The 24,907-nt window shown below is 55.7% G+C and carries 22 protein-coding genes; 4 read left to right on the forward strand and 18 right to left on the reverse strand.

What is annotated here, in order from left to right; all coding sequences use genetic code 11:
• From JFU58_RS26210 to mtnA, 18 genes are all read right to left on the reverse strand, one after another.
• Positions 1–1,083 carry a 3-oxoacyl-ACP synthase III family protein gene (locus tag JFU58_RS26210; protein WP_201142719.1) on the reverse strand — a complete coding sequence of 361 codons (1,083 nt, stop codon included), beginning with the start codon at positions 1,081–1,083 and terminating at the stop codon, positions 1–3.
• Between the two features lie 64 nt (positions 1,084–1,147).
• Positions 1,148–2,182 carry a Rieske 2Fe-2S domain-containing protein gene (locus tag JFU58_RS26215; RefSeq protein WP_201142720.1) on the reverse strand — a complete coding sequence of 345 codons (1,035 nt, stop codon included), beginning with the start codon at positions 2,180–2,182 and terminating at the stop codon, positions 1,148–1,150.
• Between the two features lie 130 nt (positions 2,183–2,312).
• Positions 2,313–2,525: an acyl carrier protein gene (locus JFU58_RS26220; protein ID WP_201142721.1), complete on the reverse strand. Its 213-nt coding sequence runs from the start codon at positions 2,523–2,525 to the stop codon at positions 2,313–2,315.
• A complete protein-coding gene (locus JFU58_RS26225) occupies positions 2,522–3,142 on the reverse strand; it encodes a sugar transferase (protein WP_342215322.1) in 621 nt (206 codons plus the stop codon). The genes JFU58_RS26220 and JFU58_RS26225 overlap by 4 nt, the downstream gene beginning before the upstream one ends.
• A gap of 1 nt (position 3,143) precedes the next feature.
• Entirely contained in the window at positions 3,144–4,046 is a 903-nt protein-coding gene (locus tag JFU58_RS26230; protein WP_201142723.1) for a glycosyltransferase, read from the reverse strand.
• Positions 4,043–5,095: a hypothetical protein gene (locus JFU58_RS26235; protein ID WP_201142724.1), complete on the reverse strand. Its 1,053-nt coding sequence runs from the start codon at positions 5,093–5,095 to the stop codon at positions 4,043–4,045. The genes JFU58_RS26230 and JFU58_RS26235 overlap by 4 nt, the downstream gene beginning before the upstream one ends.
• Positions 5,096–5,098: 3 nt before the next feature.
• Positions 5,099–5,797: a hypothetical protein gene (locus JFU58_RS26240; protein WP_201142725.1), complete on the reverse strand. Its 699-nt coding sequence runs from the start codon at positions 5,795–5,797 to the stop codon at positions 5,099–5,101.
• 411 nt (positions 5,798–6,208) lie between these two features.
• On the reverse strand, positions 6,209–7,522 hold the full coding sequence (locus tag JFU58_RS26245) for a Wzz/FepE/Etk N-terminal domain-containing protein (RefSeq protein ID WP_201142726.1): 1,314 nt from the start codon (positions 7,520–7,522) through the stop codon (positions 6,209–6,211).
• Positions 7,523–7,939: 417 nt separating this feature from the next.
• Positions 7,940–8,182, reverse strand: a complete 243-nt coding sequence (locus JFU58_RS26250; RefSeq protein ID WP_201142727.1) for a LapA family protein — start codon at positions 8,180–8,182, stop codon at positions 7,940–7,942.
• Between the two features lie 24 nt (positions 8,183–8,206).
• Positions 8,207–8,503, reverse strand: coding sequence for an integration host factor subunit beta (gene ihfB, locus JFU58_RS26255; protein ID WP_003218804.1), 297 nt, complete (start codon positions 8,501–8,503; stop codon positions 8,207–8,209).
• Between the two features lie 339 nt (positions 8,504–8,842).
• Entirely contained in the window at positions 8,843–10,537 is a 1,695-nt protein-coding gene (gene rpsA / locus JFU58_RS26260; RefSeq protein WP_003218806.1) for a 30S ribosomal protein S1, read from the reverse strand.
• Between the two features lie 119 nt (positions 10,538–10,656).
• Complete coding sequence (gene cmk, locus JFU58_RS26265) at positions 10,657–11,346, reverse strand: (d)CMP kinase (protein WP_053132468.1); 690 nt, start codon at positions 11,344–11,346, stop codon at positions 10,657–10,659.
• The gene (locus tag JFU58_RS26270) at positions 11,343–13,553 is read right to left on the reverse strand and encodes a bifunctional prephenate dehydrogenase/3-phosphoshikimate 1-carboxyvinyltransferase (protein ID WP_242488337.1); all 2,211 of its coding nucleotides are present in this window, start codon (positions 13,551–13,553) and stop codon (positions 11,343–11,345) included. Before JFU58_RS26270 ends, cmk begins: the two co-directional genes overlap by 4 nt.
• 28 nt (positions 13,554–13,581) lie before the next feature.
• On the reverse strand, positions 13,582–14,694 hold the full coding sequence (hisC, locus tag JFU58_RS26275; protein WP_201142729.1) for a histidinol-phosphate transaminase: 1,113 nt from the start codon (positions 14,692–14,694) through the stop codon (positions 13,582–13,584).
• 9 nt (positions 14,695–14,703) lie between these two features.
• The gene (gene pheA / locus JFU58_RS26280) at positions 14,704–15,798 is read right to left on the reverse strand and encodes a prephenate dehydratase (protein WP_003218812.1); all 1,095 of its coding nucleotides are present in this window, start codon (positions 15,796–15,798) and stop codon (positions 14,704–14,706) included.
• Positions 15,798–16,883 carry a 3-phosphoserine/phosphohydroxythreonine transaminase gene (serC, locus tag JFU58_RS26285; RefSeq protein WP_201142730.1) on the reverse strand — a complete coding sequence of 362 codons (1,086 nt, stop codon included), beginning with the start codon at positions 16,881–16,883 and terminating at the stop codon, positions 15,798–15,800. The genes pheA and serC overlap by 1 nt, the downstream gene beginning before the upstream one ends.
• 111 nt (positions 16,884–16,994) lie before the next feature.
• Positions 16,995–19,658, reverse strand: coding sequence for a DNA gyrase subunit A (gyrA, locus tag JFU58_RS26290; protein WP_017477315.1), 2,664 nt, complete (start codon positions 19,656–19,658; stop codon positions 16,995–16,997).
• A gap of 302 nt (positions 19,659–19,960) precedes the next feature.
• Positions 19,961–21,037, reverse strand: coding sequence for an S-methyl-5-thioribose-1-phosphate isomerase (gene mtnA, locus JFU58_RS26295; RefSeq protein ID WP_201142731.1), 1,077 nt, complete (start codon positions 21,035–21,037; stop codon positions 19,961–19,963).
• Positions 21,038–21,145: 108 nt separating this feature from the next.
• On the opposite strand from mtnA, the gene JFU58_RS26300 reads away from it, so the two are divergent.
• From JFU58_RS26300 to JFU58_RS26315, 4 genes are all read left to right on the forward strand, one after another.
• Positions 21,146–22,477, forward strand: a complete 1,332-nt coding sequence (locus JFU58_RS26300; protein ID WP_017477313.1) for a TRZ/ATZ family hydrolase — start codon at positions 21,146–21,148, stop codon at positions 22,475–22,477.
• Positions 22,478–22,540: 63 nt separating this feature from the next.
• The gene (ubiG, locus tag JFU58_RS26305) at positions 22,541–23,239 is read left to right on the forward strand and encodes a bifunctional 2-polyprenyl-6-hydroxyphenol methylase/3-demethylubiquinol 3-O-methyltransferase UbiG (protein WP_093200259.1); all 699 of its coding nucleotides are present in this window, start codon (positions 22,541–22,543) and stop codon (positions 23,237–23,239) included.
• A gap of 4 nt (positions 23,240–23,243) precedes the next feature.
• Complete coding sequence (mupP, locus tag JFU58_RS26310; protein WP_063032175.1) at positions 23,244–23,915, forward strand: N-acetylmuramic acid 6-phosphate phosphatase MupP; 672 nt, start codon at positions 23,244–23,246, stop codon at positions 23,913–23,915.
• A 188-nt stretch (positions 23,916–24,103) separates the two neighbouring features.
• Positions 24,104–24,844 (forward strand): YciK family oxidoreductase, encoded by a 741-nt coding sequence (locus tag JFU58_RS26315; protein WP_003218829.1) that lies wholly within the window; start codon positions 24,104–24,106, stop codon positions 24,842–24,844.
• The last annotated feature ends 63 nt before the right edge of the window (positions 24,845–24,907 follow it).

Genomic DNA, 24,907 nt, shown 5'->3' on the forward strand with positions numbered 1-24,907 from the left:
TCATACCGGCTCCTTCAAATCACGGGTATAAGTCATAGGGCTTACCCATACGTTATCAAAGTTTATAATACAACCCGCCCAAGAGTAGCCAACACCAAAACCAGCCAACATCATCAAGCCCGTTACCCTGTTATCTTTTTCAAGGTCAGCTAATGAAAGCGCAAGTGGTATGGACGTACAGCTCGTATTCCCTACACTTTCCAAATCAAGCAAAACTTTTTCTCGAGGCAACTTCATGCGTTTTGCCAAATGCTCCAGCATGAATTTGTTGGCTTGGTGAAAGACATAATGATCAATGCCTTCCCCGCTATCCTGACGACTTTCGTGAAGTGCCCTTACCAACGCGGGTACGCGCGCCAAAGTAAAGGCAAAAATTTCCGCCCCATTCATAAACAAGTCGAATGGGCCACGTACTTCCGGTTCGCTATTATCACTGAACGCGCCGGTACGATCACGAAAGCCGCCCGCAGGAACAATAAGATTGTTCGCACCGCGCCCATCTGTCCCTAGCGCAAAGGAAATCGGTTGCGCCGATTCATCATATTGAAGCAACGTCGCCGAGCCGGCATCACCAAATAGGGCCGCAACCGAACGATCTTCTTCTGAAACAATTTTACTGATGGTATCTCCTACCAATAACAACACACGTCGGCTGCCGCCACCGGATATCAAGGAGGAAGCTAGCCATAGGCCGTAAACGTAGCCTGAGCAGCCCAAAGCAACATCGAACGCTGCAACACCGAGGGAAAGTTTCAAGCGCTCCTGCAGGATACAAGCAGTGGCGGGCAAAGTATGATCATGAGTTTGTGACACGAAAATCAACGTATCAATAGAAGCGCGATCCACCGCAAGGTCTGCAATCAAACGCTCGGCCGCAGCGACGCAAAGATCAGATGAACACTCGCTATCGACTACATGCCGACGGAAGACACCCGTACTCGCCATAATCTTCTGAATATTTTCCTCGCCAAACTTTTCGGCAAGGTCGGAGACTTCAGAAATATTTTCCGGCATCGAACATGCAACGCCTTCAACCCGGACGTTATTTACAACCCTTACATCTTTAAACTGACTGGCTGACATAATCACTCACCCTCACCGACAAACAGGAATAAAAGACCGCAATAAAAACAGTGAGAGAACACCGCTATTTATCCCACTTTGCACAGGACTGACGAAAATGAGCAATTTTCTGCTCTAAGGAACTCAAGTATTTTGGAGCGGAAACAGTCCAAGAGTCACTAGGGACTCTCTTACATATTTCATGATCTTCTTCAAAAACCTTGCGATTCAGTTCAGCTGTCGACTTCGAAAAAAGGTCTGTAATTTCACTGTAACGCGAGTCTGATGCACGGGCAGGAAAGAGTCGACTGGTAAAAAATGCGCGATCCCCCTTGGGAGAAGGAAAAAAGTTCTGCATGGAGTATGAGTACCCGAACGTGGATGAGATCATCGCGAAAGGGAAAAGAAAAATACTCATGTAACCTTGGTAAGAATTCGTCGTCTCAAAAAACTTACTAAGCCCGGAGAGACGACGCTGCACCCTCTCGTCCTCTACCGGCGAGTACCAGATAGAGTTCTCACCTTCAAATACATTCTCTCCAACACCTAACTTTAACGTGGCGAGCGTATTACGATGGATCAGAGGGATATGATAAGGCTCGAGCGCATTCTCCAGCGCGATAGTCCAATTGCACTCGAACTCGTAACGGTTAAAATCGCTACAAGCCTGCACGTCTCTGCTCAAGCGCTCGACGACGCTGTACACGTGACTTCCGATCTGCTCCTGGAGAGACACCTCAGGGTTAACACCAAAGAAAACCAAATCGCCGCAGGTATCCAGCTTAAACTGATTGAGCGAAGCGTTTTCAATATCACATCCCACAAACGAGGCTGCGTTCGGTATCCGCAGGCGCCCATCCGAAAAACTCCATCCGTGGTACTTGCAGATAATGCCGCGGTTGCCATGATCCTCAGTAAAAAATCGACTGCCGCGGTGGGGGCAACGATTATCGAAAGCTATCAAGCGGCCCTTATCGTTAAAGATGACCACTTCAAAATTCAAGACATCAAAACGTAAAAAATCTCTATCGTTCGGCAAGTCAGAATTGAAGCACAAGGGATGCCAATATGACTCAACCAAATCCCTTTCGATTTTTTTTGAGTCTAGTTCATCATTCATAAGCACCCATTCCTCATCAATTCTTGTGCAACGCTATACCGAGCAAAATCGATAAACCATTAAATAAAAAACCAAACTGCCCAACGTGTTAAACACCTGAGCAGTATGGATCAAACAAACCTAATACTTATCAAGCACTTTTGGCAGCAACCAGAGCCACGACATCATCTACCGTGTCGCACTTATTCAAACCATCAGCAGAAACGCTAATATCCCGCTCGGAAAGCAAAGCCATAAAGGTTACTACAGCGATAGAATCCCAATCCAACTGATCGCCCAGATTCACGGAACCTTCATCAGCTTCCTTGGCTTCAGCGATCAAATCCAGAATTTCTTTGCTCATTTCTTTTCCCCATCAATTGCATTGTCGGCGGAACCCCTGAAGGCTTCCATAGTTGCTTGCCCCTCTTGATTGATGCCCTCTCGCAAGAACACTTTCTTGAAGGTCAAAATAATAATTTTCAAGTCCAGCAGCAAAGATTGGTTATCCACATACCAGACATCCAGCTTGAATTTTTCCTCCCAAGAGAGCGCATTTCGACCACTGACCTGAGCAAGCCCTGTCACTCCCGGGCGTACCAGGTGCCGGCGATTTTGTTCTGCACTGTATAGGGGCAGATAGGCCATCAGCAAGGGTCTCGGCCCTACGACGCTCATATCCCCTTTCAGCACATTTATCAAACCGGGCAACTCGTCAAGGCTGCTGGCCCTGAGAAATCGTCCGAACTTGGTCAGGCGCTCCGAATCAGGCAAAGGCGCCCCAGTCGCGTCGGTAGCATCAAGCATTGTCCTGAATTTTAGCATTTCGAAGGGCTTACCTTCAAAACCGGGCCGGACCTGTCGGAAGAATACCGGCCCGCCCAAATAGTATCGCACCAAAAAATAGACAACGATCATGACAGGAGACAGCAAAATCAAACCTATCCCCGAAACAACTATATCCATTAATCTTTTCATAATATCAAAAAAGCCCAAATAATAAGAACACACTCAATACACGACTCTCAGATGCCTTGCGCCTGAAGGACCCCACCTGCACCATCAACCTTAGACGATCAGAGAAACTATTCCCTCTCACCAACTTAATAATATCTTTCTCTTTTTCGCCTGCGCCACAATGCTCGGCTATCCACAGCACGTTAGACCTGTACCAACCTCCACGGACGAGTTTGACTTTTTCCAGCAGGCTGCCCACTGTCGTCATCGCACCGTAAACATTGCTAGCATGCTGCCTATAGAAAATTGGAGCATAAGCGTCATAGCACCAGCTCATCTGATGAGCGCGGGCGATCGCATAAACCAGCCAGTCATGAGAACGACCTATAAAATCTTCACTTCGAAGTTCAACCGTAGAGCGAACAACAAGAGCAGCCAACGTTGACGTCATCACATAAGTGCAGCCCGCCGACGCGCCTTGAAACAGATAATCAAACTCTTTAGCCGGATAAGACTTCTTCAGGTATTGAGCATGACCTTTTGAGTTTGAGTACGCGATCAGATCTGCACTATAACCTTGATGACCGCCTTCGACAATTTTTGAAACGGCACGCTTCAGCTTCTCAGGATCCCAAATATCGTCCTGATCAGCAAAAGCAACATACTCATAGTCCGCGACATTAATCTGCGAAAGAATCTTGAAAAAATTCCCAGCAGCAGACCGAGTACTTTCCCCATCCTTGATGACTCTTACGCCAAGCAAATTTGAGAATTCGTCAATAATGCTAGCCGTCTTGTCCGTCGACCCATCATCACGAATATAAAGGTCAACATTTACATCCAATTGCGACAAGATCGAATTCACTTGAGAAACAATAAATGACTCGCCATTGTAAGCTGCCAATAGCACTGCAATTTTAGCCATCATGCACCTCTCGCATTTCGAAGAATATCCATAAATACCAAACCAAAATATGCAACCGCCAATACAACATCTATCTGACGGTACCGGCTATTGTGCTGCCCACTAAATATAAAGGCGCCTTTGGCCAGCACGCAGCTCCCTAGTACATACAATGCAAATCGGATCCCGGCAACTTCATTGAGTGAAAAAGAAAGCGCAGTGAGCAGCATGGAACCACAAACGAAAATCTTCGTCCGCGCATGCACGGCTACGTTTTTAATCGTTGTATACGCGACGATCCATATCACAACCAAAAAAACTTTTTTTACAATCGACGTCTCCGGCAACTCTTGAAAGTAAACCGATCGAATACCCATATCCAGCTTAGAGACAACCGAAAACAACGCAAGTGCTACTTGCTGCGACAACAATATCACCACAAGGGAACACCACATTAAAATCTGATAAAAAGCCGGACCCACGACTCTAAATACACGCGCCATTAGACAACTGGCAGCATATAGAACTACCAATATGAGCGCCGAATCATGAAATGAAACGGCCAGAACAGAAAGCAGCAAAAACTTCAGATTAAGCCGGCCGCCCGTTGCCGCTATATAAGCAATCAATATATAAGCGGGCGAAGCACGAAGCGCGGTCGTAATCAACAAAGGCCCCAACACTGCCGTAAAAAAAAACCATCCCCGCCGAGAGATCCCGCCTTTAACCACACCAAAATAAAAGACGAATAAAATATAAAAAACCTGGACGATCAACGCAAAAAGATCGACCACATGCTCAGCGCTATCGAAAAAAAATAGGCCTTGACTTAAAAAAAATCGCGAGATCCACTCCGCCATGTACTCATCTTTACTGAACAAATAACCACCGTTATTCACGATGGTTACGTAATTTGGGTAGTCCGGAAAAGCGCCACCCCCCATAAGGTAATACACGACCAAAAGCACACATACAAAAAAAACGTTTAAGTAAACATACCCTCTGTCTGAAAATAAACGTGAGCGCGGTCCAGCCCTATCAGGTTTGTCTACGGCGTTAGCTTCCGCACTCACAACTCACCCTCCCAGTACAACATAAAAGCAAAATACGCCGAACACTAATATAAGCTGGGCAATAATCTTGCCTGTAATGATCTTATTCGCACATGCAAATTCATTACCTGCATCAAGCGCCTTGAAAAAAACACGATCAACGTAGGTAAACATAATAATTGAGGCACAGAAATTAAGCAGTTGCCCAGTATATGCCAGCGTCATCCTAACTTCAGGATATCTGACACTCAACATAAAAGGCATAATAATAGCCAAGTTAATAAATAAACTAACTAGAACTGAAAACCAAGTAAGCCTTGAGAAAAAATCAAACTCAACATGCCACCAATAAGCTTTTTTTCCAGGCTCACCGAACACTTGAGCAAAGCCTAACCTCTGGAGCACTCTGAGTACTGGCCCCGTAAAGCTAAACTTGCAAACAAGCCCAATCATCACCAACCCAAGACACATTGAATAGCCAAACATCGCTGGCACGCCAATGGTGCTTATTTTACTCTCGAGCAATAAAGATATACTGAACACGGAAACCATATTCATAATTCTTGCCAAGTACTGAATCCAGTTAGAAACAGCTAAGACCTGTGTAGTGCCATCTACGTTTACTTTCGCCCGCACCATGACGGCATAGACATCAAAAACTTGGGCCCCGACCAACGTAAAAATCACAACAAATTCAAAAATACTAACTAGATTACTGTCCATCCACACTCCAAGCTCTTGTTATAGCGTCAGGCCAAATCGAATCACCACCCTGGCGTCTCAAGGCCAGTTGTTGGTGCGAGTTGAATACCTGTTTATGCTTGACACTCTGCATCAGTACCGTGTCAAAAAGCATGGATATTATGCCTGAAAGGCTCAGCTCACGATACCGCCCGGAGCGTGCATCCCTCCCTCCTTTACGACCTTAGCTACAAGGATAAATTCAACAAGCACGCAATGTGTCTGCCATCAGGCAAGCATGGAAAAATTATTCACAGCGCCTCATCCGCGCCGTGCAAGGCTACCCAATTCCTGGCGCCACTTAACTTCGACCGAGTGGATGGAACGCAACTGAGACCACCCCACGCTCACAAAGGCCACTATTTCGCCACACCACACGGACATGCGATGCCCTTACTGGACATGATCCAGCTCTAAAGACGGCGAATCATTCGGTTTCGAGCGATGAGAGCGCCTTAAAAAATAGGAAGCGACTGCAAAACCGCCCCCTAAAAGCATCCCACAGAAAACACCGAGCACAATCACCAAAAACCGCTTGGGCTTAATTGGACTTGTGGGCTCCAAAGCCTGCCGATCGATGCTTACAAGCTTGAGTCGATCCAAATCGATATTTAAATTCTGCAACCGCGCCATTTCTGCACGCAAAGGCTGAACGCCATTGACAAAGAGTTCTTCGCTTGCACGACTATTCAACAACTCGACTTCACGGTTTGAACGCAGCAATTGAAGATCTTTCGAAATTTGAGCTATCCGACCATCAGCGAAATCGTCATTGGTCCGACGCTGTAAAGCAGCCCGTTCTGCAAGCAATGCCTGCGTCCCCATAAAATACAGAGGCACCTGCTGATTATTTATCTCAGTCTTCATCATATGGGCGTTCGGACGCCCCGCTTCCCCGAACAACGACGGCGTCGTGGGTTTATTAATACCCAGCGAACGCGCAATAGCGATTGCCTCATCGAGTTGGGAAATTCTATCTGCACGTAACGCTTTCAGCTGAGCCCGCAAGGCCCTGAGTTCGTCCTTTAGTTGAGCACGTTTTAAATTATCATTTTCAAGCAAAGAAGCTATTCGGGCCTGCTTGTCGTTATCGTAGCCAGCCCTTGCCGCACTCAACTTGCCTTTAATTTCATTCAGACGATTCTGAACGATAACACTCATATCCGAGGCAATTTTTCTTCGCTCGGTTTCAATGGCATAGTTAACAAAGCCGTTAAGTATCGAAACCCCATCGATACCCGCCGGATAATTCAACTGAAGGGTAATCTCCGCACCAACAACTCCAGCCTTTTGAGCGTCTGATCGAGTTAGAACAATTGAATTACGGTTAAACTCTTCAAAACTCTGCTCCAGAGTTTGACCCGGACGAACGAATGCGTCAAAAAGCTTTTGATTTTCTCTAAAAAAATTCAAACGCGTTTCATAGGACTCAAGTGAAGCACCAACCCCTATCAGCGCTGCCTCCGGAGGCAGTTTATATACCTCGGATCGGTTAAGTGCATCCAGCTCGTTAAGTGCAGAAGGCCGCAATACACTATTCACCGAGTATTCAGGAGTCGCTAAAAAAGCATAGGCCGTCGCAAGCAATCCTACTCCGAGCGCGAGGCTCAAAATCAACTTTTTCTGCTGCCAGACGGATTGCACGAGCTCGACAATGTCGATCTCTTCGGACTGAGGTACTGGCGGAAAACGTAAGCTACTACTCACAACAAAAACCTGCCTTCAAAGAGAAACTGCGGGCTCGTTATGCAGACCAAATTGCGTATTTTTTATTCTAATTGGTTGACCGCCAAAAACCCGGCGTCTTTGCCAAATTTTTAGCTCACAAAATGCCCGTTATCGAGAACAGATGGCATTCTGTCACCTCTCTGACATATTACAAGTCTTGACATGACTGTAGGAGGTTTCCCTAACGCCTAGGGATCGCCCTTATCAAGCCCATCCGAGAGGGAGTAACAGAAAGAAAATTCGAGTAAACAGACCAATATCGACAACTCTGCAACATTTACGGCGGCCCAGGACGCACGCCTGCAGAAAACAAGGCGTTAGTCGGAAAGCAGAATTATCTGACAGGCGGTCACTACACCAGCATACCGATCCCGGCGCAGGCGATGGATACGGTTTCTAGCTCCGCCTCACCGGAACGGGCTTAGGACGCCGAACTCGCGTCAAAGCGCCCAAAAACGGCCCTATCAACATGCCAATAAATAGAGCAATCACGACAAATACCGACACCGGCATTTGCCCAGTAAACGAGCCAAAGAACGAAAGCGAAGTGCCCTGCTGGTTCTCCAGCACAAAAACCAGAACCACCAAAGCAACAACCAATACAGTCACTACTGCCGCAACGCGCTTAACCCCACGCATAACCTTCTCCTACCCCAAAAACACTCAGACGCCTTCTTCCTCATCTTCGTTCACCCGATCCCGCAATTCCTTGCCCGGCTTGAAGTGAGGCACGAACTTGCCATCGAGGCTAACGGATTGGCCAGTCTTCGGGTTACGCCCCACACGCGGCGCCCGGTAATGCAGCGAAAAGCTACCAAACCCACGAATCTCAATCCGATCGCCGGTGGCCAGGCACTGCGACATCTGTTCAAGCATAGTCTTGATGGCTAGCTCCACATCTTTGGATGAGAGCAGCCCTTGATGGGTGACAATTCGTTCGATCAACTCCGACTTCGTCATATTTTTCCCTTCTTTTTCAAGCAGCTAGGAAAAGCGCTTCGAAGGTTTTAGCATGACCGGAGGAATTTGAACAGCCCATGTATTGACTTATATTCAAAGACTTGGGGTGTAACTCGAAGAGAGTTGGCATTACGCACTACGACAGCCAGCTCTCGCTCAGCCTCGCTGGAGCCACTTCAGCGCATTCACTGTCAGATACAGCCTACGAGGTCGAATAAACTGCCAGCGAGACGACAGCGCCTCAGCCGCATAACGCCAAGGCGACGTTGCACACAACACCAAATTCCAGGCACAAAAAAGGGCGACCGAAGTCGCCCTTTTTCTATGGTCTGACAGAACTTAGTTCTGTTTTTCCATTTGTGCACGCAGCAGGTCGCCCAGAGTGGTAGGACCAGCAGAAGGCTCAGAGGTAGCTGGCTTGTCGCGCAGGCTCTGGATAGCTTCTTTCTCTTCAGCATCGTCTTTCGACTTGATGGAGAGCTGGATTACGCGGCTCTTGCGGTCAACGCTGATGATCTTGGCTTCTACTTCTTCGCCTTCTTTCAGAACGTTGCGCGCGTCTTCAACGCGGTCACGGCTGATTTCGGAGGCTTTCAGAGTCGCTTCGATATCGTCGGCCAGAGTGATGATGGCGCCTTTAGCGTCAACTTCCTTCACGATGCCTTTAACGATTGCGCCTTTGTCGTTCTCTTGAACGTACTCGGAGAACGGATCGCTTTCCAGCTGCTTGATACCCAGGGAGATGCGCTCGCGCTCTGGGTCAACCGACAGGATAACGGTGTCCAGCTCGTCGCCCTTCTTGAAACGACGAACAGCTTCTTCGCCAACTTCGTTCCAGGAGATGTCGGACAGGTGAACCAGGCCGTCGATGCCGCCGTCCAGACCAATGAAGATACCGAAATCGGTGATCGACTTGATGGTGCCGGAGATTTTATCGCCCTTGTTGAACTGGCCAGAGAAATCTTCCCATGGGTTAGATTTGCACTGCTTGATGCCGAGGGAGATACGACGACGCTCTTCGTCGATGTCCAGAACCATAACTTCCACTTCGTCGCCGACTTGTACGACTTTCGAAGGGTGGATGTTCTTGTTGGTCCAGTCCATTTCGGAAACGTGTACCAGGCCTTCCACGCCTTCTTCCAGCTCTGCGAAGCAGCCGTAGTCGGTCAGGTTGGTAACACGCGCGGTGACGCGAGTGCTTTCTGGGTAACGAGCCTTGATAGCGACCCATGGATCTTCGCCCAGCTGCTTCAAGCCCAGGGAGACACGGTTGCGCTCACGATCGTACTTCAGAACCTTGACATCGATCTCGTCGCCAACATTGACGATTTCCGATGGATGCTTGATACGCTTCCAAGCCATGTCGGTAATGTGCAGCAGGCCATCGACGCCACCCAGATCGACGAATGCGCCGTAATCGGTGAGGTTCTTGACAATACCTTTGACTTGTTGGCCTTCCTGCAGGGATTCCAGCAGAGCTTCACGCTCGGCGGAGTTCTCTGCTTCCAGGACGCTGCGACGGGAAACGACAACGTTGTTGCGCTTCTGGTCGAGCTTGATGACCTTGAATTCGAGTTCTTTGCCTTCCAGGTGCGTGGTGTCGCGCACAGGACGAACGTCGACCAAAGAACCTGGCAGGAACGCACGGATGCCGTTAACGTCGACAGTGAAGCCGCCTTTAACCTTACCGTTGATAACGCCCTTGACCACTTCTTCAGCTGCGAAGGCTGCTTCGAGAACAATCCAGCATTCAGCGCGCTTGGCTTTTTCACGGGACAGCTTGGTTTCACCGAAACCGTCTTCAACCGAGTCCAGAGCAACGTGAACTTCGTCACCGACATTGATAGTCAGGTCACCAGCATCGTTGTAGAACTGTTCCAGCGGGATCAGAGCTTCAGACTTCAGACCAGCGTGAACGGTTACCCAGCGAGCTTGGTAATCGATATCAACGATAACACCGGTGATGATGGAGCCTGCCTGAAGGTTCAGGGTTTTTAGGCTTTCTTCAAAGAGTTCCGCAAAGCTTTCGCTCATTTTAATTCCTGTTGATAAGGGCGAAGAATACGCCCATCTCCACACCCCAGACGGTGTGGGTCAGTTTCAATTAAAAGAAGCACCACAGGACTATGACTGGTCCCCTGCGGCCTTCTTGGTCACCCGGCGATATCGCGAATGGCGATTTCACTCAAGATGCGTTCCAGCACCTGCTCGATGGACAACTCCGTGGAATCCAGCTGTATGGCGTCAGCCGCCGGCTTGAGCGGGGCTACCGCACGCTGGGTATCACGCTCATCGCGTGCACGGATCTCATCTAGCAGACTCGACAGACTAACACCATCGACTTTGCCCTTCAACTGCAAGTAACGGCGGCGGGCCCGCTCCTCGGCACTGGCAGTCAGGAAAATCTTCAGCGGCGCCTCAGGAAACACCACCGTGCCCATGTCGCGGCCATCGGCCACCAGACCCGGCGGCTCCTGAAAAGCCCGCTGGCGCTGCAGCAGAGCGTCGCGCACCGCCGGCAATGCGGCGACCTGGGAAGCCCAGGAACCGACCTGTTCGTTACGCAGGTCATCGGTCACATCGTCCCCTTCCAGGATGATGCGCTGAGGATGACCTTCCGTCGCCCCGACGAACTGCACATCAAGATGCGCAGCCAGCAGCTTCAGCGATTCTTCGTTGGTCAGGTCGACGCCATGGTTGCGTGCAGCAAACGCCAGCAAGCGGTACAGCGCCCCGGAGTCCAGCAGGCACCAGCCCAGGCGCTTGGCCAGGATGCCGGCGATCGTGCCTTTGCCCGAGCCACTTGGCCCGTCGATGGTAATCACCGGTGATTTGATATTCACAATTGAGCCTCTTGGGCAACACGGATGCCGACTTGGGCACACAATGTAAGAAAATTCGGAAAAGACGTAGCCACGTTGGCACAGTCATGGATACGAATCGGCGCAGCCGCTCGCAGGGAGGCCACGCTGAAGGCCATGGCAATCCGGTGATCACCATGGGCATGCACTTCGCCGCCGCCTATCACGCCACCGTCGATGATAATCCCATCAGGTGTCGGTTCACACTTCACGCCCAGGGCGAGCAGACCGTCGGCCATGACCTGGATCCGATCGGACTCCTTGACCCGCAACTCCTGCGCCCCGCGCAATACCGTTCGGCCTTCGGCGCATGCCGCAGCCACGAACAGCACCGGGAACTCATCTATAGCCAGCGGAACCAGAGCTTCTGGGATCTCGATCCCCTTCAATGGGGCCGCGCGAACACGCAAATCCGCAACCGGCTCGCCACCCACTTCCCGCTGGTTTTCCAGGGTGATATCCGCGCCCATCAGCCGCAGGATATCGATCACCCCGGTACGGGTCGGATTGATGCCCACATGCTCAAGCAATAGCTCGGAGCCTTCGGCAATCGACGCCGCCACCAGGAAAAACGCCGAGGAGGAAATATCCCCCGGCACTTCGATATGCGTTGCGGTCAGCGCGCGACCGGACTCGACCGAAGCCGTAGCGCCTGCCACCTCCACCGGATAACCAAACCCACGCAACATCCGCTCGGTATGATCACGGGTCGGCGCCGGCTCGGTAATCGAGGTTTTACCCTCGGCGTACAACCCGGCCAGCAACAGGCAGGATTTAACCTGAGCACTGGCCATTGGCAATGCGTAGGTCAGCCCCTTAAGTGCCTGGCCACCGCGAATCGTCAGCGGTGGGCGTCCTTCCGGTCCGGTCTCGATCACCGCGCCCATTTCGCGCAATGGCTTGGCCACGCGATTCATCGGACGCTTGGACAGCGAGGCATCACCCGTCAACACACTGTCAAAGCTCTGAGCCGCCAGCAAACCGGACAACAGCCGCATGGAGGTGCCGGAGTTACCGAGATAGATCGGACCTGGCGCCGACTTCAAGCCATGCAGGCCAACCCCGTGAATGGTGACGCGCCCATGGTGCGGGCCTTCAATCACTACACCCATGTCGCGAAACGCCTGCAAGGTCGCCAGGGCATCTTCACCCTCCAGGAAACCCTCTACCTCGGTGACGCCGTCCGCCAGGGAGCCGAGCATGATCGAGCGATGGGAGATCGATTTATCCCCAGGCACCCGAATCTGCCCGCTCAAGCAGCCACCGGGGCTGGCGAGAAACACCAGGTCATCCGCACTTGCAGCCGCATCCATATAAGCCCGACGCGCAAGAATCTTGCTGAAATGCTCCCGCGCCACCCGCGCACGGGTGAACACGCCCAACAACTGATGCCCGTCGCCCGCATCCACCGCGTCGCGCAAGGCGTCGAGGTCACTGCGGAACGTATCCAGGGTACGCAACACTGCATCGCGGTTGGCGAGGAAGATGTCGTGCCACATCACCGGGTCACTGCCGGCGATCCGGGTAAAGTCGCGAAAACCACCGGCGGCGTAACGGAAAATCTCGAGGTTCTCGTTGCGCTTGGCCAGCGAATCCACCAGGCCAAACGCCAGCAAATGCGGCAGGTGACTGGTCGCGGCCAACACTTCATCGTGGCGCTCGACCTGCATATGTTCCACATCCGCCCCCAGCTCGCGCCAGAGCCGATCCACCACGGCCAGTGCCGCAGGATCAGTTTCATTCAGCGGCGTCAAAATCACTTTATGGCGACGGAACAACTGCGCATTGGACGCCTCAACGCCGCTCTGCTCAGACCCGGCAATCGGGTGCCCGGGCACAAAGCGCGCAGGCATGCCACCGAAGGCCAGCCGCGCCGCACGCACCACATTGCCCTTGGCACTGCCGACATCGGTCAGGATTGCCTGCCCAAGATCCATGCCGGCCAACAGCGCCAGCAACTTCTCCATGGCCAGGATCGGTACCGCCAACTGAATGACATCCGCACCCCGACAGGCAACGGCGAGGTCCGCCTCACAGCGGTCCACCACGCCCAACTCCACCGCCAGCTTGCGCGACTGCGGGTCCAGGTCCACACCGACCACTTCGCCACACAGGCCACTTTCCCGCAGGCCCTTGGCGAAGGAGCCGCCGATCAATCCCAGACCGACCACCACCAGGCGACCGATCATAGGCACAGCAGGTTGCAATGCAGTGACATCAACCACGAGCCAGAACCTTGGCCAGCGCCTCGAGGAAGCGGCTGTTTTCAGCAGGCAGTCCGATGGTGATGCGCAAGTGGTTCGGCATGCCGTAATTGGCCACCGGACGCACGATCACACCTTCACGCAACAGGCCCTGGAACACAGGAGCGGCCACTTGACCCAGGTCGACACAAATGAAGTTGCCCTTGGAAGGAATCCAACCCAGGCCCAGCTCACTGAAGCCTTCCTGCAACTGCAACATGCCGCTTTCGTTGAGGCGACGGCCTTCTTCAAGGTATTCAGCGTCCTGCACCGCAGCGCAAGCCGCCGCCAGCGCGAGGCTGTTGACGTTGAATGGCTGGCGAACGCGGTTCAGCACATCGGCCACCACCGGCGTGGACAGGCCATAGCCGACCCGCAGCGACGCCAGGCCGTAAGCCTTGGAGAACGTACGCGAGACCAGCAGGTTCGGATAAGCCGCGAGGAAGTCCAGGCCGTCCGGCAGGTCGCTGCCTTCGGCGTACTCGATGTAAGCCTCGTCCAGCACAACCAGCACGTGCTCCGGGACGTCTTGCAGGAAGTTGTCCAGCACCTCGGCGCTGAACCAGGTACCGGTCGGGTTGTTCGGGTTGGCGATAAACACGACGCGGGTCTGCTCATCGATGGCCGCCAGCATGCCCTGCAGGTCGTGCCCCCAGTCTTTCGCAGGAATCACGCGCGCCTCGGCACCAACGGCCTGAGTGACAATCGGATAGACCGCAAACGCGTGCTCGCTGAACACAGCGTTCAGGCCCGGCGCCAAATAGGCACGGCCGACCAGCTCCAGAATGTCGTTGGAGCCGTTACCCAAGGTCACCTGATTCAGCTCAACGCGGCATTTTTCCGCCAACAAGGATTTGAGCTCAAAACCATTCCCATCCGGATAACGCGTCAGCTCAGCCAGCGCGTCACGAATCGCAGCCAATACCTTGGGGCTTGGGCCCATCGGGTTTTCGTTACTGGCCAGCTTTACGATCTTCGACGGATCCAGATTCAACTCACGCGCCAGCTCATCCACAGGCTTGCCCGGAACGTAAGGCGACAGTTGTTGCACGCCCGGCTGTGCCAGGGCGAGGAAGTTGCCACTCATGTTAAAGCCTCACAAAACCGCTTTCGGGTAAGAGCCCAGCACCTTGAGTGCCACGGCTTCCTGACTGATTTTCTCGAGCACACCCTTGACCAGTGGGTCGCGGTGATGGCCGACGAAGTCGATAAAGAACACATAAGTCCATTTACCGCTGCGCGAAGGACGCGTCTCGATTCGCGTCAGGTCAATCCCGTTGTCGTGGAACGGCACCAGCAGCTCATGCAGCGCGCCAGGCTTGTTGCTCATGGAAACGATGATCGACGTCTTGTCGTCGCCGGTCGGCGGCACTTCCTGGCTGCCAATCATCAGGAAGCGCGTGGAGTTATCCGGGCGGTCCTCGATTTTTTCGGCCAGGCGCGTCAGGCCGTACAGGCCAGCGGCCATGTCGCCGGCAATCGCCGCCGAATTCCACTCACCCTTGACCCGCTTCGCCGCTTCGGCGTTGCTGGACACTGCCACGCGCTCCACATTCGGGTAGTGCGCGTCCAGCCACTTGCGGCACTGGGCCAGGGACTGGGCGTGGGAATAGATGCGGCTGATGCTGTCGGTCTTGGTGTTTTCACCCACCAACAGGTGATGGTGGATACGCAGCTCAACTTCGCCGCAGATCACCATGTCGTGCTCAAGGAAGCTGTCGAGGGTGTGGTTGACCGCGCCTTCAGTGGAGTTTTCCACCGGCACCACGCCAAAATTCACCGCACCGGCTGCCACTTCACGGAACACTTCATCGATCGCTGCCATCGGCTTGCTGATCACCGCGTGGCCGAAATGCTTCATGGCCGCGGCTTGGGTGAAGGTGCCTTCAGGGCCCAGGTAAGCCACTTTCAGCGGCTGTTCCAGCGCCAGGCACGAAGACATGATTTCACGGAACAACCGCGCCATTTCTTCGTTGCCCAACGGGCCCTTGTTGCGCTCCATCACGCGCTTGAGCACCTGGGCTTCACGCTCCGGCCGGTAGAACACCGGCACTTCGCCTTCAGCCAGGGACGCCATTTTCACCCGTGCAACTTCCTGGGCGCACCGCGCGCGCTCACTGATCAGCTCCAGGACTTTCTCGTCCAGGCTGTCAATGCGTACGCGCAGCGCCTTGAGTTCTTGCTCAGACATTAGCCGTGTTCCTTTTCGAACTCTGCCATGTAAGCCACCAGCGCCTTGACGGCGTGGATATCGACAGCGTTATAGATGGAGGCGCGCATGCCACCTACCGAACGGTGGCCCTTGAGGTTCAACAGGCCGCGCTCATCGGCGCCGGCCAGGAATGGCTTGTCCAGGCGGTCGTCAGCCAGACGGAACGGCACGTTCATCCACGAGCGATCGGTCAGGTTGATCGGGTTGCTGTACAGGCCACTACCGTCGATGAAGTCGTACAAGGTACGTTTCTTCTCTTCATTGAGCTTGCCCATGGCAGCCACACCGCCCTGCTCTTTCAGCCATTCGAACACCAGGCCCGACAGGTACCAGGCGAAGGCCGGCGGGGTGTTGTACATCGAGCCGTTATCGGCCGCGACCTTGTAGTTGAGCATGGTCGGGCACAGCGAGCGCGCACGCCCCAGCAGGTCTTCACGGATGATGTTGACCAGGATGCCGCTCGGGCCGATGTTCTTCTGCGCACCGGCGTAGATCATGCCGTACTTGGACACATCGATAGGACGCGAAAGGATGTCCGACGACATGTCGCATACCAGCGGAACATCGCCCACTTCCGGCACCCAGTCGAATTCCAGGCCGCCGATGGTTTCGTTCGCTACGTAGTGAACGTAGGCCGCGTCTTTCGAGAGCTTCCACTCGTTCTGCCCGGGGATGGCGAAATAGTCGTAAGGCTTGGCAGTGCCCGCCACATTGACGTGACCGTAACGGGACGCCTCTTCAATAGCCTTCTGCCCCCAGATACCGGTATCGATATAGTCGGCAGTGCCACTTTCCGGCAGCAGGTTCAGCGGGATCTGAGCAAACTGCTGGCTCGCGCCACCCTGCAGGAACAACACTTTGTAGTCAGATGGGATGTCCAGCAAGTCGCGCATATCCTGCTCGGCCTTGGTGGCAATGGACACGAACTCATCGCTGCGATGGCTCATTTCCATCACGGAGAGGCCTTTTCCATGCCAGTCGAGGAGTTCACCCTGCGCGCGCTGCAGGACTGCTTCAGGAAGCGCCGCGGGACCGGCACAGAAGTTATAGGCTCTCTTGCTCACATCCAATCTCACTCTGATCTGGTGGGGTGGTGCAATAATTCGGGGTTTCAACATTTTCAAAAGGGACAAACAACAAGGGGGCGAATCTTCATCCGCCCCCTGTGTGTCCGCTTATTCCTGCGGTTCTTCTTCGTCTGCGGCAGCGTCGAGTGTTGGCTCGTCGACGCCGTCATCGGCATCGCCGATCACTTGCCCCTCGAGTGCAATCCCCTCTTCACCTTCCAGCTCTTCGCCTTCCACTTCCGATGGCTCCTGGACACGCTCGAGGCCGACCAGTTTTTCGTCCTTGGCCAGCTTGATCAAGGTCACGCCCTGGGTGTTACGCCCCAGGCTCGACACTTCATCAACCCGGGTACGCACCAGGGTGCCCTGGTCGGAAATCAGCATGATTTCCTCGCCGTCGAGCACCTGGACCGCGCCGACCAGACGGCCATTGCGGTCGTTGCTGACCATGGCGATAACGCCCTGGCCACCACGTTTGTACTCCGGGAACTCGCTGATAGCGGTGCGCTTGCCATAACCGCGCTCGGAAGCAGTGAGGATCTCGCTGCCTTCTTCCGGGATCAGCATCGAAATCAGCTTCTGCCCTTCCGGCAGACGCATGCCGCGCACACCGCGGGCGGTACGGCCCATGGCGCGAACGTCGGATTCCTTGAAACGCGTGACCTTGCCGCCATCGGAGAACAGCATGACTTCACGCTCGCCATCGGTGATGGCCGCGCTGATCAACACGTCGCCTTCGTCCAGTTCGAGGGCGATCAGGCCCACGCTGCGTTGACGGCTGAAGGATTCCAGCGGGGTCTTCTTCACGGTGCCTTTCGCAGTGGCCATGAAGATGAAGTGACCTTCGGTGTACTCGTCCACCGGCAGCATGGTGGTGATGTATTCATCACTGTCCAGCGGCAGCAGGTTGACCAACGGACGACCACGGGCGGCGCGGGACGCTTCCGGGATTTCGTAGGTTTTCAGCCAGTACACCTTGCCCTTGCTGGAGAACAGCAGCAGCGTGGTGTGGCTGTTGGCGACCAGCAGGTGAGCGATGTAGTCCTCATCCTTGACGCCGGTAGCCGATTTGCCTTTACCGCCACGACGCTGGGCCTGGTACGCAGCCAACGGCTGGGTCTTGGCATAGCCACCGTGGGAGATGGTCACGACGCGATCTTCTTCCGGGATCATGTCACCCAGGGTCAGGTCGAGACGGGCATCGAGAATCTCGGTGCGGCGCACGTCGCCGTATTCGGCGCGAATCACTTCCAGTTCTTCGCGGATCACTTCCATCAGGCGCACGGCGCTATTGAGGATGCGGATCAACTCGCCGATCTGGTTGAGAATCTCCTGGTACTCGGCCAGCAGCTTCTCGTGTTCCAGGCCGGTCAGACGGTGCAGACGCAGTTCCAGAATGGCCTGGGCCTGTTCCGGCGACAGGAAATATTTGCCGTCGCGCAGGCCGTATTGTGGGTCCAGGGTCTCCGGACGGCACGAATCGGCACCGGCACGTTCAACCATCGCCACTACGGCGCTGGATTCCCACGGCATCTTGATCAGGGCTTCTTTAGCTTCCGACGGGGTCGGCGAGGCCTTGATCAGGGCGATGACCGGGTCGATGTTCGACAACGCAACCGCCTGGCCTTCCAGGATGTGGCCGCGTTCACGGGCCTTGCGCAGTTCGAACACGGTACGGCGGGTCACCACTTCGCGGCGGTGACGCACGAAGGCTTCCAACAGATCCTTGAGGTTCAGGATGCGCGGGCGGCCGTCGATCAGCGCAACCACGTTGATACCGAATACGCTTTGCAGCTGGGTCTGGGCGTAGAGGTTGTTGAGGATCACCTCAGGCACTTCGCCACGACGCAACTCGATCACCACGCGCATACCGTCTTTGTCAGACTCGTCGCGCAGTTCGGTGATGCCTTCCAGTTTCTTCTCTTTAACCAGCTCGGCGATCTTCTCGATCAGACGCGCCTTGTTCAGCTGGTAAGGCAGTTCGGTGATGACGATCTGCTGACGGCCACCGACCTTGTCGATGTCTTCGATGATCGAGCGGGCGCGCATGTAAATGCGGCCACGACCGGTACGGTAGGCTTCGATGATGCCGGCACGACCGTTGATGATCGCGGCCGTCGGGAAGTCCGGGCCGGGGATGTACTGCATCAGCTCATCGACGGTCAGCTCGGGGTTGTCGATGAGGGCCAGGCAACCGTCGATCACTTCACCGAGGTTGTGTGGCGGGATGTTGGTGGCCATGCCCACGGCGATACCGCTGGAGCCGTTGACCAACAGGTTGGGAATACGGGTCGGCATGACCGCCGGGATCATTTCGGTGCCGTCGTAGTTCGGCACCCAGTCCACGGTTTCCTTGTGCAGGTCCGCCAGCAGCTCGTGCGCCAGCTTGGTCATGCGCACTTCGGTGTATCGCATGGCCGCAGCGTTATCGCCGTCGACCGAACCGAAGTTACCCTGGCCGTCTACCAGCAGGTAGCGCAGGGAAAACGGCTGGGCCATCCGAACGATGGTGTCGTACACCGCAGTGTCGCCGTGAGGGTGATACTTACCGATCACGTCACCGACAACACGGGCAGATTTCTTGTACGGCTTGTTCCAGTCGTTACCCAGCTCGCTCATCGCGAACAGCACACGCCTGTGCACGGGCTTCAAGCCATCGCGCGCATCAGGCAGTGCCCGACCGACAATTACGCTCATCGCGTAGTCGAGGTAGGACTGTTTCAGCTCGTCTTCGATATTGACCGGGAGGATTTCTTTGGCCAGTTCGCCCATGAGAAGCCTGATTCCTTTTTCGGGTGAAACCTCGTCACATCCTATGGGACGAACGAAGCTCGCCGCTGCCGGCATGATGCCTGGCAACGACTTACGACAAATCAACGAGTTATGACACGGATCTGCGCATTAAAGGTTACCCCTTGGGGTGACCCTGGAAACCGCCGGATGTTATCACAATCGCCGCCACGCACCTATCCCCCTGATGCGCATGGAGCATAGTAAGTTGACGGATGACAGGCTTGACGGCGACGAGAGGGGCTTAGAAATGAATCCAGGGCGTTTTTTGGAGGCGAATTGCCTTAATGCAGGCGTTTACGACACATCAATTGCGCCATCTTCGCCGTGTCCGGGCGTTCGACGATGCCTTTTTCAGTGACGATCACATCAATCAGGTCCGCTGGCGTCACGTCAAATACCGGATTGAAGGCGTCTACATCGGCGGCTACACGGGTGCCGCCGACTTCCAGCAGCTCCCGGGCGTCGCGCTCTTCAAGCGGCACGTCATCACCACTGGCCGCCATCAGGTCGATGGTGGAGCTGGCTGCCACCACCATGAAGCGCACGCCGTGGTGCATGGCGCACACCGCCAACTGATACGTGCCGATCTTGCTGACCACGTCACCATTGGCCGCAATGCAGTCGGCACCGACGATCACCCAGGTCACGCCCTTGGTCTTGAGAATATGCGCGCCGGCCGAATCGGCATTCACGGTGACAGGGATGCCCTCATTGGCCAACTCCCAGGCCGTCAGCCGCGAGCCTTGCAGCCAGGGCCGGGTTTCGTTGGCGTAGACTCGCTCCACCATGCCTTCCAGGAACGCCCCGCGAATCACGCCGAGGGCCGTACCGACGCCGCCCGTCGCCAGCGCGCCCGCATTGCCATGGGTAAGAATCGCCTGGACGTTGCCCTGGTGCTTGCGGATCAGTTCCACACCCAGTTGCGCCATGGTCAGGTTGGCTTCGCGGTCGCTTTGGTGAATTGCCACCGCCTCGGCTTCGAGTACCGCCAGCGGGTCGGCGTGTTTCTTGAGCCGATCGAGGCAATCGCGCATACGCTTCATCGCCCAGAAAAGATTCGATGCCGTCGGACGGGAATCCGCCAGCAGCGCGTAGTCCTCTTCCCAGGCGGCCTGCCAGTCATCGCCCTCAGCGATGTGAGCACGGGCGGCCAGCACCAGACCATACGCCGCACTGATGCCAATGGCCGGTGCACCGCGCACCACCATCAAGCGAATGGCCTCGGCCACTTGCGCCGCACTGGTACAGGCGACCCAGGTTTGCGCAGACGGCAAAATACGCTGATCGAGCAGGTACAGTGCGCCATCACGCCAGTCGATGGCCTTCACTTTCTCCGCTGCCAACAGTCGATCGCGCATCCCTCACCCCGCACTCATGAACAAAAGCCGCCGATTATAGCGATCCGCCAGCCAGGACGCTCGGGTATACTTCGCCGTTCTTTATAGATGCTTGGGAAACTGCCCTCGATGACACCGACTGCCGCCCCGCTCGACTTATTGCTGCTGCCCACCTGGCTGGTACCTGTCGAGCCTGCCGGCGTAGTGCTCAAGGAGCACGGCCTGGGCATTCGTGACGGACGCATTGCGTTTATCGGCCCACGCGCTGCGGCCTTGAAGCTCGCAGCGACCGAAGTGCGCGAACTGCCGGGCATGCTGCTCAGCCCCGGCCTGATCAACGCCCACGGCCACGCGGCCATGACGCTGTTTCGCGGCCTGGCCGACGACCTGCCACTGATGACCTGGCTGGAAAACCACATCTGGCCCGCCGAGGCCAAGTGGGTCGACGAAGCCTTCGTGCGCGACGGCACCGACCTGGCGATCGCCGAGCAGATAAAAGGTGGCATCACGTGTTTCTCGGACATGTACTTCTTCCCGAAAGTCGCCAGCGAACGCGTGCACAACGCAGGCATCCGTGCGCAAATCGCCATCCCGATCCTGGATTTCCCGATTCCCGGTGCCGCTGACGCCGACGAGGCGATTCGCCAGGGCGTCGAGCTGTTCGGCGATCTCAAGCATCACCCACGGATCAAAATCACCTTCGGCCCCCACGCGCCGTACACCGTCTGCGATGAAAACCTGGAAAAAATCCGCATGATCGCCGAGGAGCTGGACGCCTCGATCCACATGCACGTGCATGAAACCGCCTTCGAAGTGCAGCAGTCCGTTGAACAGCGCGGTGAACGCCCGCTGGCACGACTGGGCCGCCTGGGCTTGCTGGGGCCGCGCTTCCAGGCCGTTCACATGACCCAAATCAGCGATGACGACCTGGCTTTACTGGTAGAAAGTAACACCAGCGTGATCCACTGCCCGGAATCCAACCTGAAACTGGCCAGCGGCTTCTGCCCGGTGGAACGCCTGTGGCAAGCCGGCGTCAATGTGGCAGTAGGCACCGACGGTGCCGCCAGTAACAATGACCTCGACCTGCTGGGCGAAACCCGCACCGCCGCGTTGCTGGCCAAGGCCGTCGCCGGCTCGGCCACCGCCCTGGATGCCCATCGCGCCTTGCGCATGGCCACCCTCAACGGCGCCCGGGCCATGGGCCTGGAAAGTGAAATCGGCTCGCTGGAAGTCGGCAAGGCTGCGGATATCGTGGCCTTCGACCTGTCGGGCCTGGCGCAACAACCGATCTACGATCCGGTCTCACAGCTTATATATGCCACCGGACGCGATTGTGTGAAACACCTTTGGGTCGGCGGCAAGCAATTGCTCGACGACCGGCAACTGACCCGCCTGGATGAGCAACAGGTGTGCGCCACGGCCATCGCCTGGGGCCAGCGCATCAGCGGACACAGCGAATAACGCTGGCCCTGGCAGCACATGCCAGGGCCAGCAAAACGTTTTATCAGATTTAGAGGATTCCCCATGAGCAACGTCGACCACGCTGAAATCGCCAAATTCGAAGCCCTCGCCCATCGCTGGTGGGACCGCGAAAGCGAGTTCAAACCCCTGCACGACATCAACCCGCTGCGGGTCAACTGGATTGACGAGCGCGTCAACCTGGCCGGCAAGAAGGTACTGGATGTAGGTTGCGGCGGCGGGATTCTCAGCGAATCCATGGCCCAACGCGGCGCCACCGTGATGGGTATCGACATGGGCGAAGCCCCATTGGCCGTGGCCCAGTTGCATCAGCTGGAATCCGGCGTGAGCGTTGAATACCGGCAGATCACCGCTGAAGAGCTGGCCGAAGAGATGCCCGGGCAGTTCGACGTGGTCACCTGCCTGGAAATGCTCGAGCACGTGCCGGACCCATCCTCGGTGATCCGCGCCTGCTTCAGTATGGTCAAGCCCGGTGGCCAGGTGTTCTTCTCCACCATCAACCGCAATCCGAAGGCCTACCTGTTCGCGATCATCGGTGCCGAATACATCATGAAGCTGCTGCCTCGCGGCACCCATGACTTCAAGAAATTCATCCGCCCTTCCGAGCTGGGCGCCTGGAGCCGCCAGGCCGGGCTGACCGTCAAGGACATCATCGGCCTGACCTACAACCCGCTGACCAAGCACTACAAGCTGGCCAGCGACGTTGACGTCAACTACATGATCCAGACCCTGCGCGAGGAGTAAGCCTGTGAAGTTGCGAGCGGTTCTTTTCGACATGGACGGTACCCTGCTGGACACCGCGCCGGACTTTATCGCCATCTGCCAGGCCATGCGGGCTGACCGCGGCCTGGCGCCGATGAACGACCAGCACATCCGCGATGAAATCTCCGGCGGCGCCCGGGCGATGGTTGCCGTGACCTTTTCCATGGACCCCGAATCCCCAGGCTTTGAAGAGCTGCGCCAGGAATTCCTGGAGCGTTACCTCAAGGGCTGCGCGATTCACAGCAAGCTGTTCGAAGGCATGGAAGAGCTGCTGGTGGATATCGAGAAATCCAAGCTGATCTGGGGCGTGGTCACCAACAAGCCACTGCGCTTTGCCGAACCGATCATGCAGCAACTGGGCCTGGCGGAACGCTCGGCACTGTTGATCTGCCCGGACCACGTGAAGAACAGCAAGCCGGACCCGGAGCCGTTGATCCTGGCGTGCAAGATGCTCGACCTGGACCCGGCGAGCGTGCTGTTCGTGGGTGATGACCTGCGGGACATCGAATCGGGCCGCGACGCCGGCACCCGCACCGCGGCGGTCACCTATGGCTATATCCACCCGGACGACAACCCGCGCAACTGGGGTGCCGACGTGGTGGTGGATCACCCGCTGGAATTGCGCAAAGTGCTGGATAGCGCGCTGTGCAGCTGCTGATTGGGACTGCCTGAGGTAGATGCAACTTTGTGGCGAGGGAGCTTGCTCCCGTTGGGTTGCGAAGCAGCTCCGCTTTTCGCGACTGCTGCGCAGTCGAACGGGAGCAAGCTCCCTCGCCACAGAAGCCTTAGCCAGCCTTAGCCGCAATTAATCACATGGATTTTCTGTGAACTTTGTCGAGGTTGTTTATGTTTGATTACTCCGCACGTCCAGAACTGCTCAAGGGCCGGGTCATCCTGGTCACCGGCGCCGGTCGCGGAATCGGTGCCGCAGCGGCAAAAACCTATGCGGCCCACGGCGCCACCGTGCTGTTGCTGGGCAAGACCGAAGCCAACCTGGCCCAGGTGTATGACGAAATCGAAGCCGCTGGCCAGCCACAGCCGGTGGTGATCCCGTTCAACCTGGAGACCGCCCTGCCCCATCAATACGATGAGCTGGCAGCGATGATCGAAAAGGAATTCGGCCACCTCGACGGCCTGCTGCACAACGCTTCGATCATCGGCCCGCGCACGCCCATCGAGCAGTTGTCCGGTGAGAACTTCATGCGGGTGATGCACGTGAACGTCAACGCGATGTTCATGCTGACCAGCACGCTATTGCCGCTGCTCAAGCTGTCCCAGGATGCGTCGGTGGTGTTCACTTCCAGCAGCGTGGGCCGCAAGGGCCGGGCTTATTGGGGGGCGTACGGGGTGTCGAAGTTTGCCACCGAAGGCCTGATGCAAACCCTGGCGGACGAGCTGGATAACGTTGCACCGGTGCGGGCCAACAGCATCAACCCGGGCGCCACCCGCACCAGCATGCGGGCCCAGGCGTATCCAGGGGAGAACCCGACCGATAACCCGACACCGGAAGAAATCATGCCGGTGTACCTGTACCTGATGGGGCCGGACAGTACGGGCATCAATGGGCAGGCGTTTGACGCGCAATAACAGCTGACACGGTCTGTGTGGGAGCTGGCTTGCCTGCGATAGCATCACCGCGGTGTAACTGAA

The organism is Pseudomonas sp. TH34 (genome assembly GCF_016650865.1).
Lineage (GTDB): Bacteria > Pseudomonadota > Gammaproteobacteria > Pseudomonadales > Pseudomonadaceae > Aquipseudomonas > Aquipseudomonas yamanorum.

Bases quoted from the DNA above. Each gene is read 5' to 3' on its own strand.
- JFU58_RS26210 (WP_201142719.1), bottom strand. From the start codon at position 1,083: ATGTCAGCCAGTCAGTTTAAAGATGTAAGGGTTGTAAATAACGTCCGG.
- JFU58_RS26215 (WP_201142720.1), bottom strand. From the start codon at position 2,182: ATGAATGATGAACTAGACTCAAAAAAAATCGAAAGGGATTTGGTTGAG.
- JFU58_RS26220 (WP_201142721.1), bottom strand. From the start codon at position 2,525: ATGAGCAAAGAAATTCTGGATTTGATCGCTGAAGCCAAGGAAGCTGAT.
- JFU58_RS26230 (WP_201142723.1), bottom strand. From the start codon at position 4,046: ATGATGGCTAAAATTGCAGTGCTATTGGCAGCTTACAATGGCGAGTCA.
- JFU58_RS26240 (WP_201142725.1), bottom strand. From the start codon at position 5,797: ATGGACAGTAATCTAGTTAGTATTTTTGAATTTGTTGTGATTTTTACG.
- JFU58_RS26250 (WP_201142727.1), bottom strand. From the start codon at position 8,182: ATGCGTGGGGTTAAGCGCGTTGCGGCAGTAGTGACTGTATTGGTTGTT.
- ihfB (WP_003218804.1), bottom strand. From the start codon at position 8,503: ATGACGAAGTCGGAGTTGATCGAACGAATTGTCACCCATCAAGGGCTG.
- rpsA (WP_003218806.1), bottom strand. From the start codon at position 10,537: ATGAGCGAAAGCTTTGCGGAACTCTTTGAAGAAAGCCTAAAAACCCTG.
- JFU58_RS26270 (WP_242488337.1), bottom strand. From the start codon at position 13,553: ATGATCGGTCGCCTGGTGGTGGTCGGTCTGGGATTGATCGGCGGCTCC.
- hisC (WP_201142729.1), bottom strand. From the start codon at position 14,694: ATGAGTGGCAACTTCCTCGCCCTGGCACAGCCGGGCGTGCAACAACTG.
- pheA (WP_003218812.1), bottom strand. From the start codon at position 15,798: ATGTCTGAGCAAGAACTCAAGGCGCTGCGCGTACGCATTGACAGCCTG.
- gyrA (WP_017477315.1), bottom strand. From the start codon at position 19,658: ATGGGCGAACTGGCCAAAGAAATCCTCCCGGTCAATATCGAAGACGAG.
- mtnA (WP_201142731.1), bottom strand. From the start codon at position 21,037: ATGCGCGATCGACTGTTGGCAGCGGAGAAAGTGAAGGCCATCGACTGG.
- JFU58_RS26300 (WP_017477313.1), top strand. From the start codon at position 21,146: ATGACACCGACTGCCGCCCCGCTCGACTTATTGCTGCTGCCCACCTGG.
- ubiG (WP_093200259.1), top strand. From the start codon at position 22,541: ATGAGCAACGTCGACCACGCTGAAATCGCCAAATTCGAAGCCCTCGCC.
- JFU58_RS26315 (WP_003218829.1), top strand. From the start codon at position 24,104: ATGTTTGATTACTCCGCACGTCCAGAACTGCTCAAGGGCCGGGTCATC.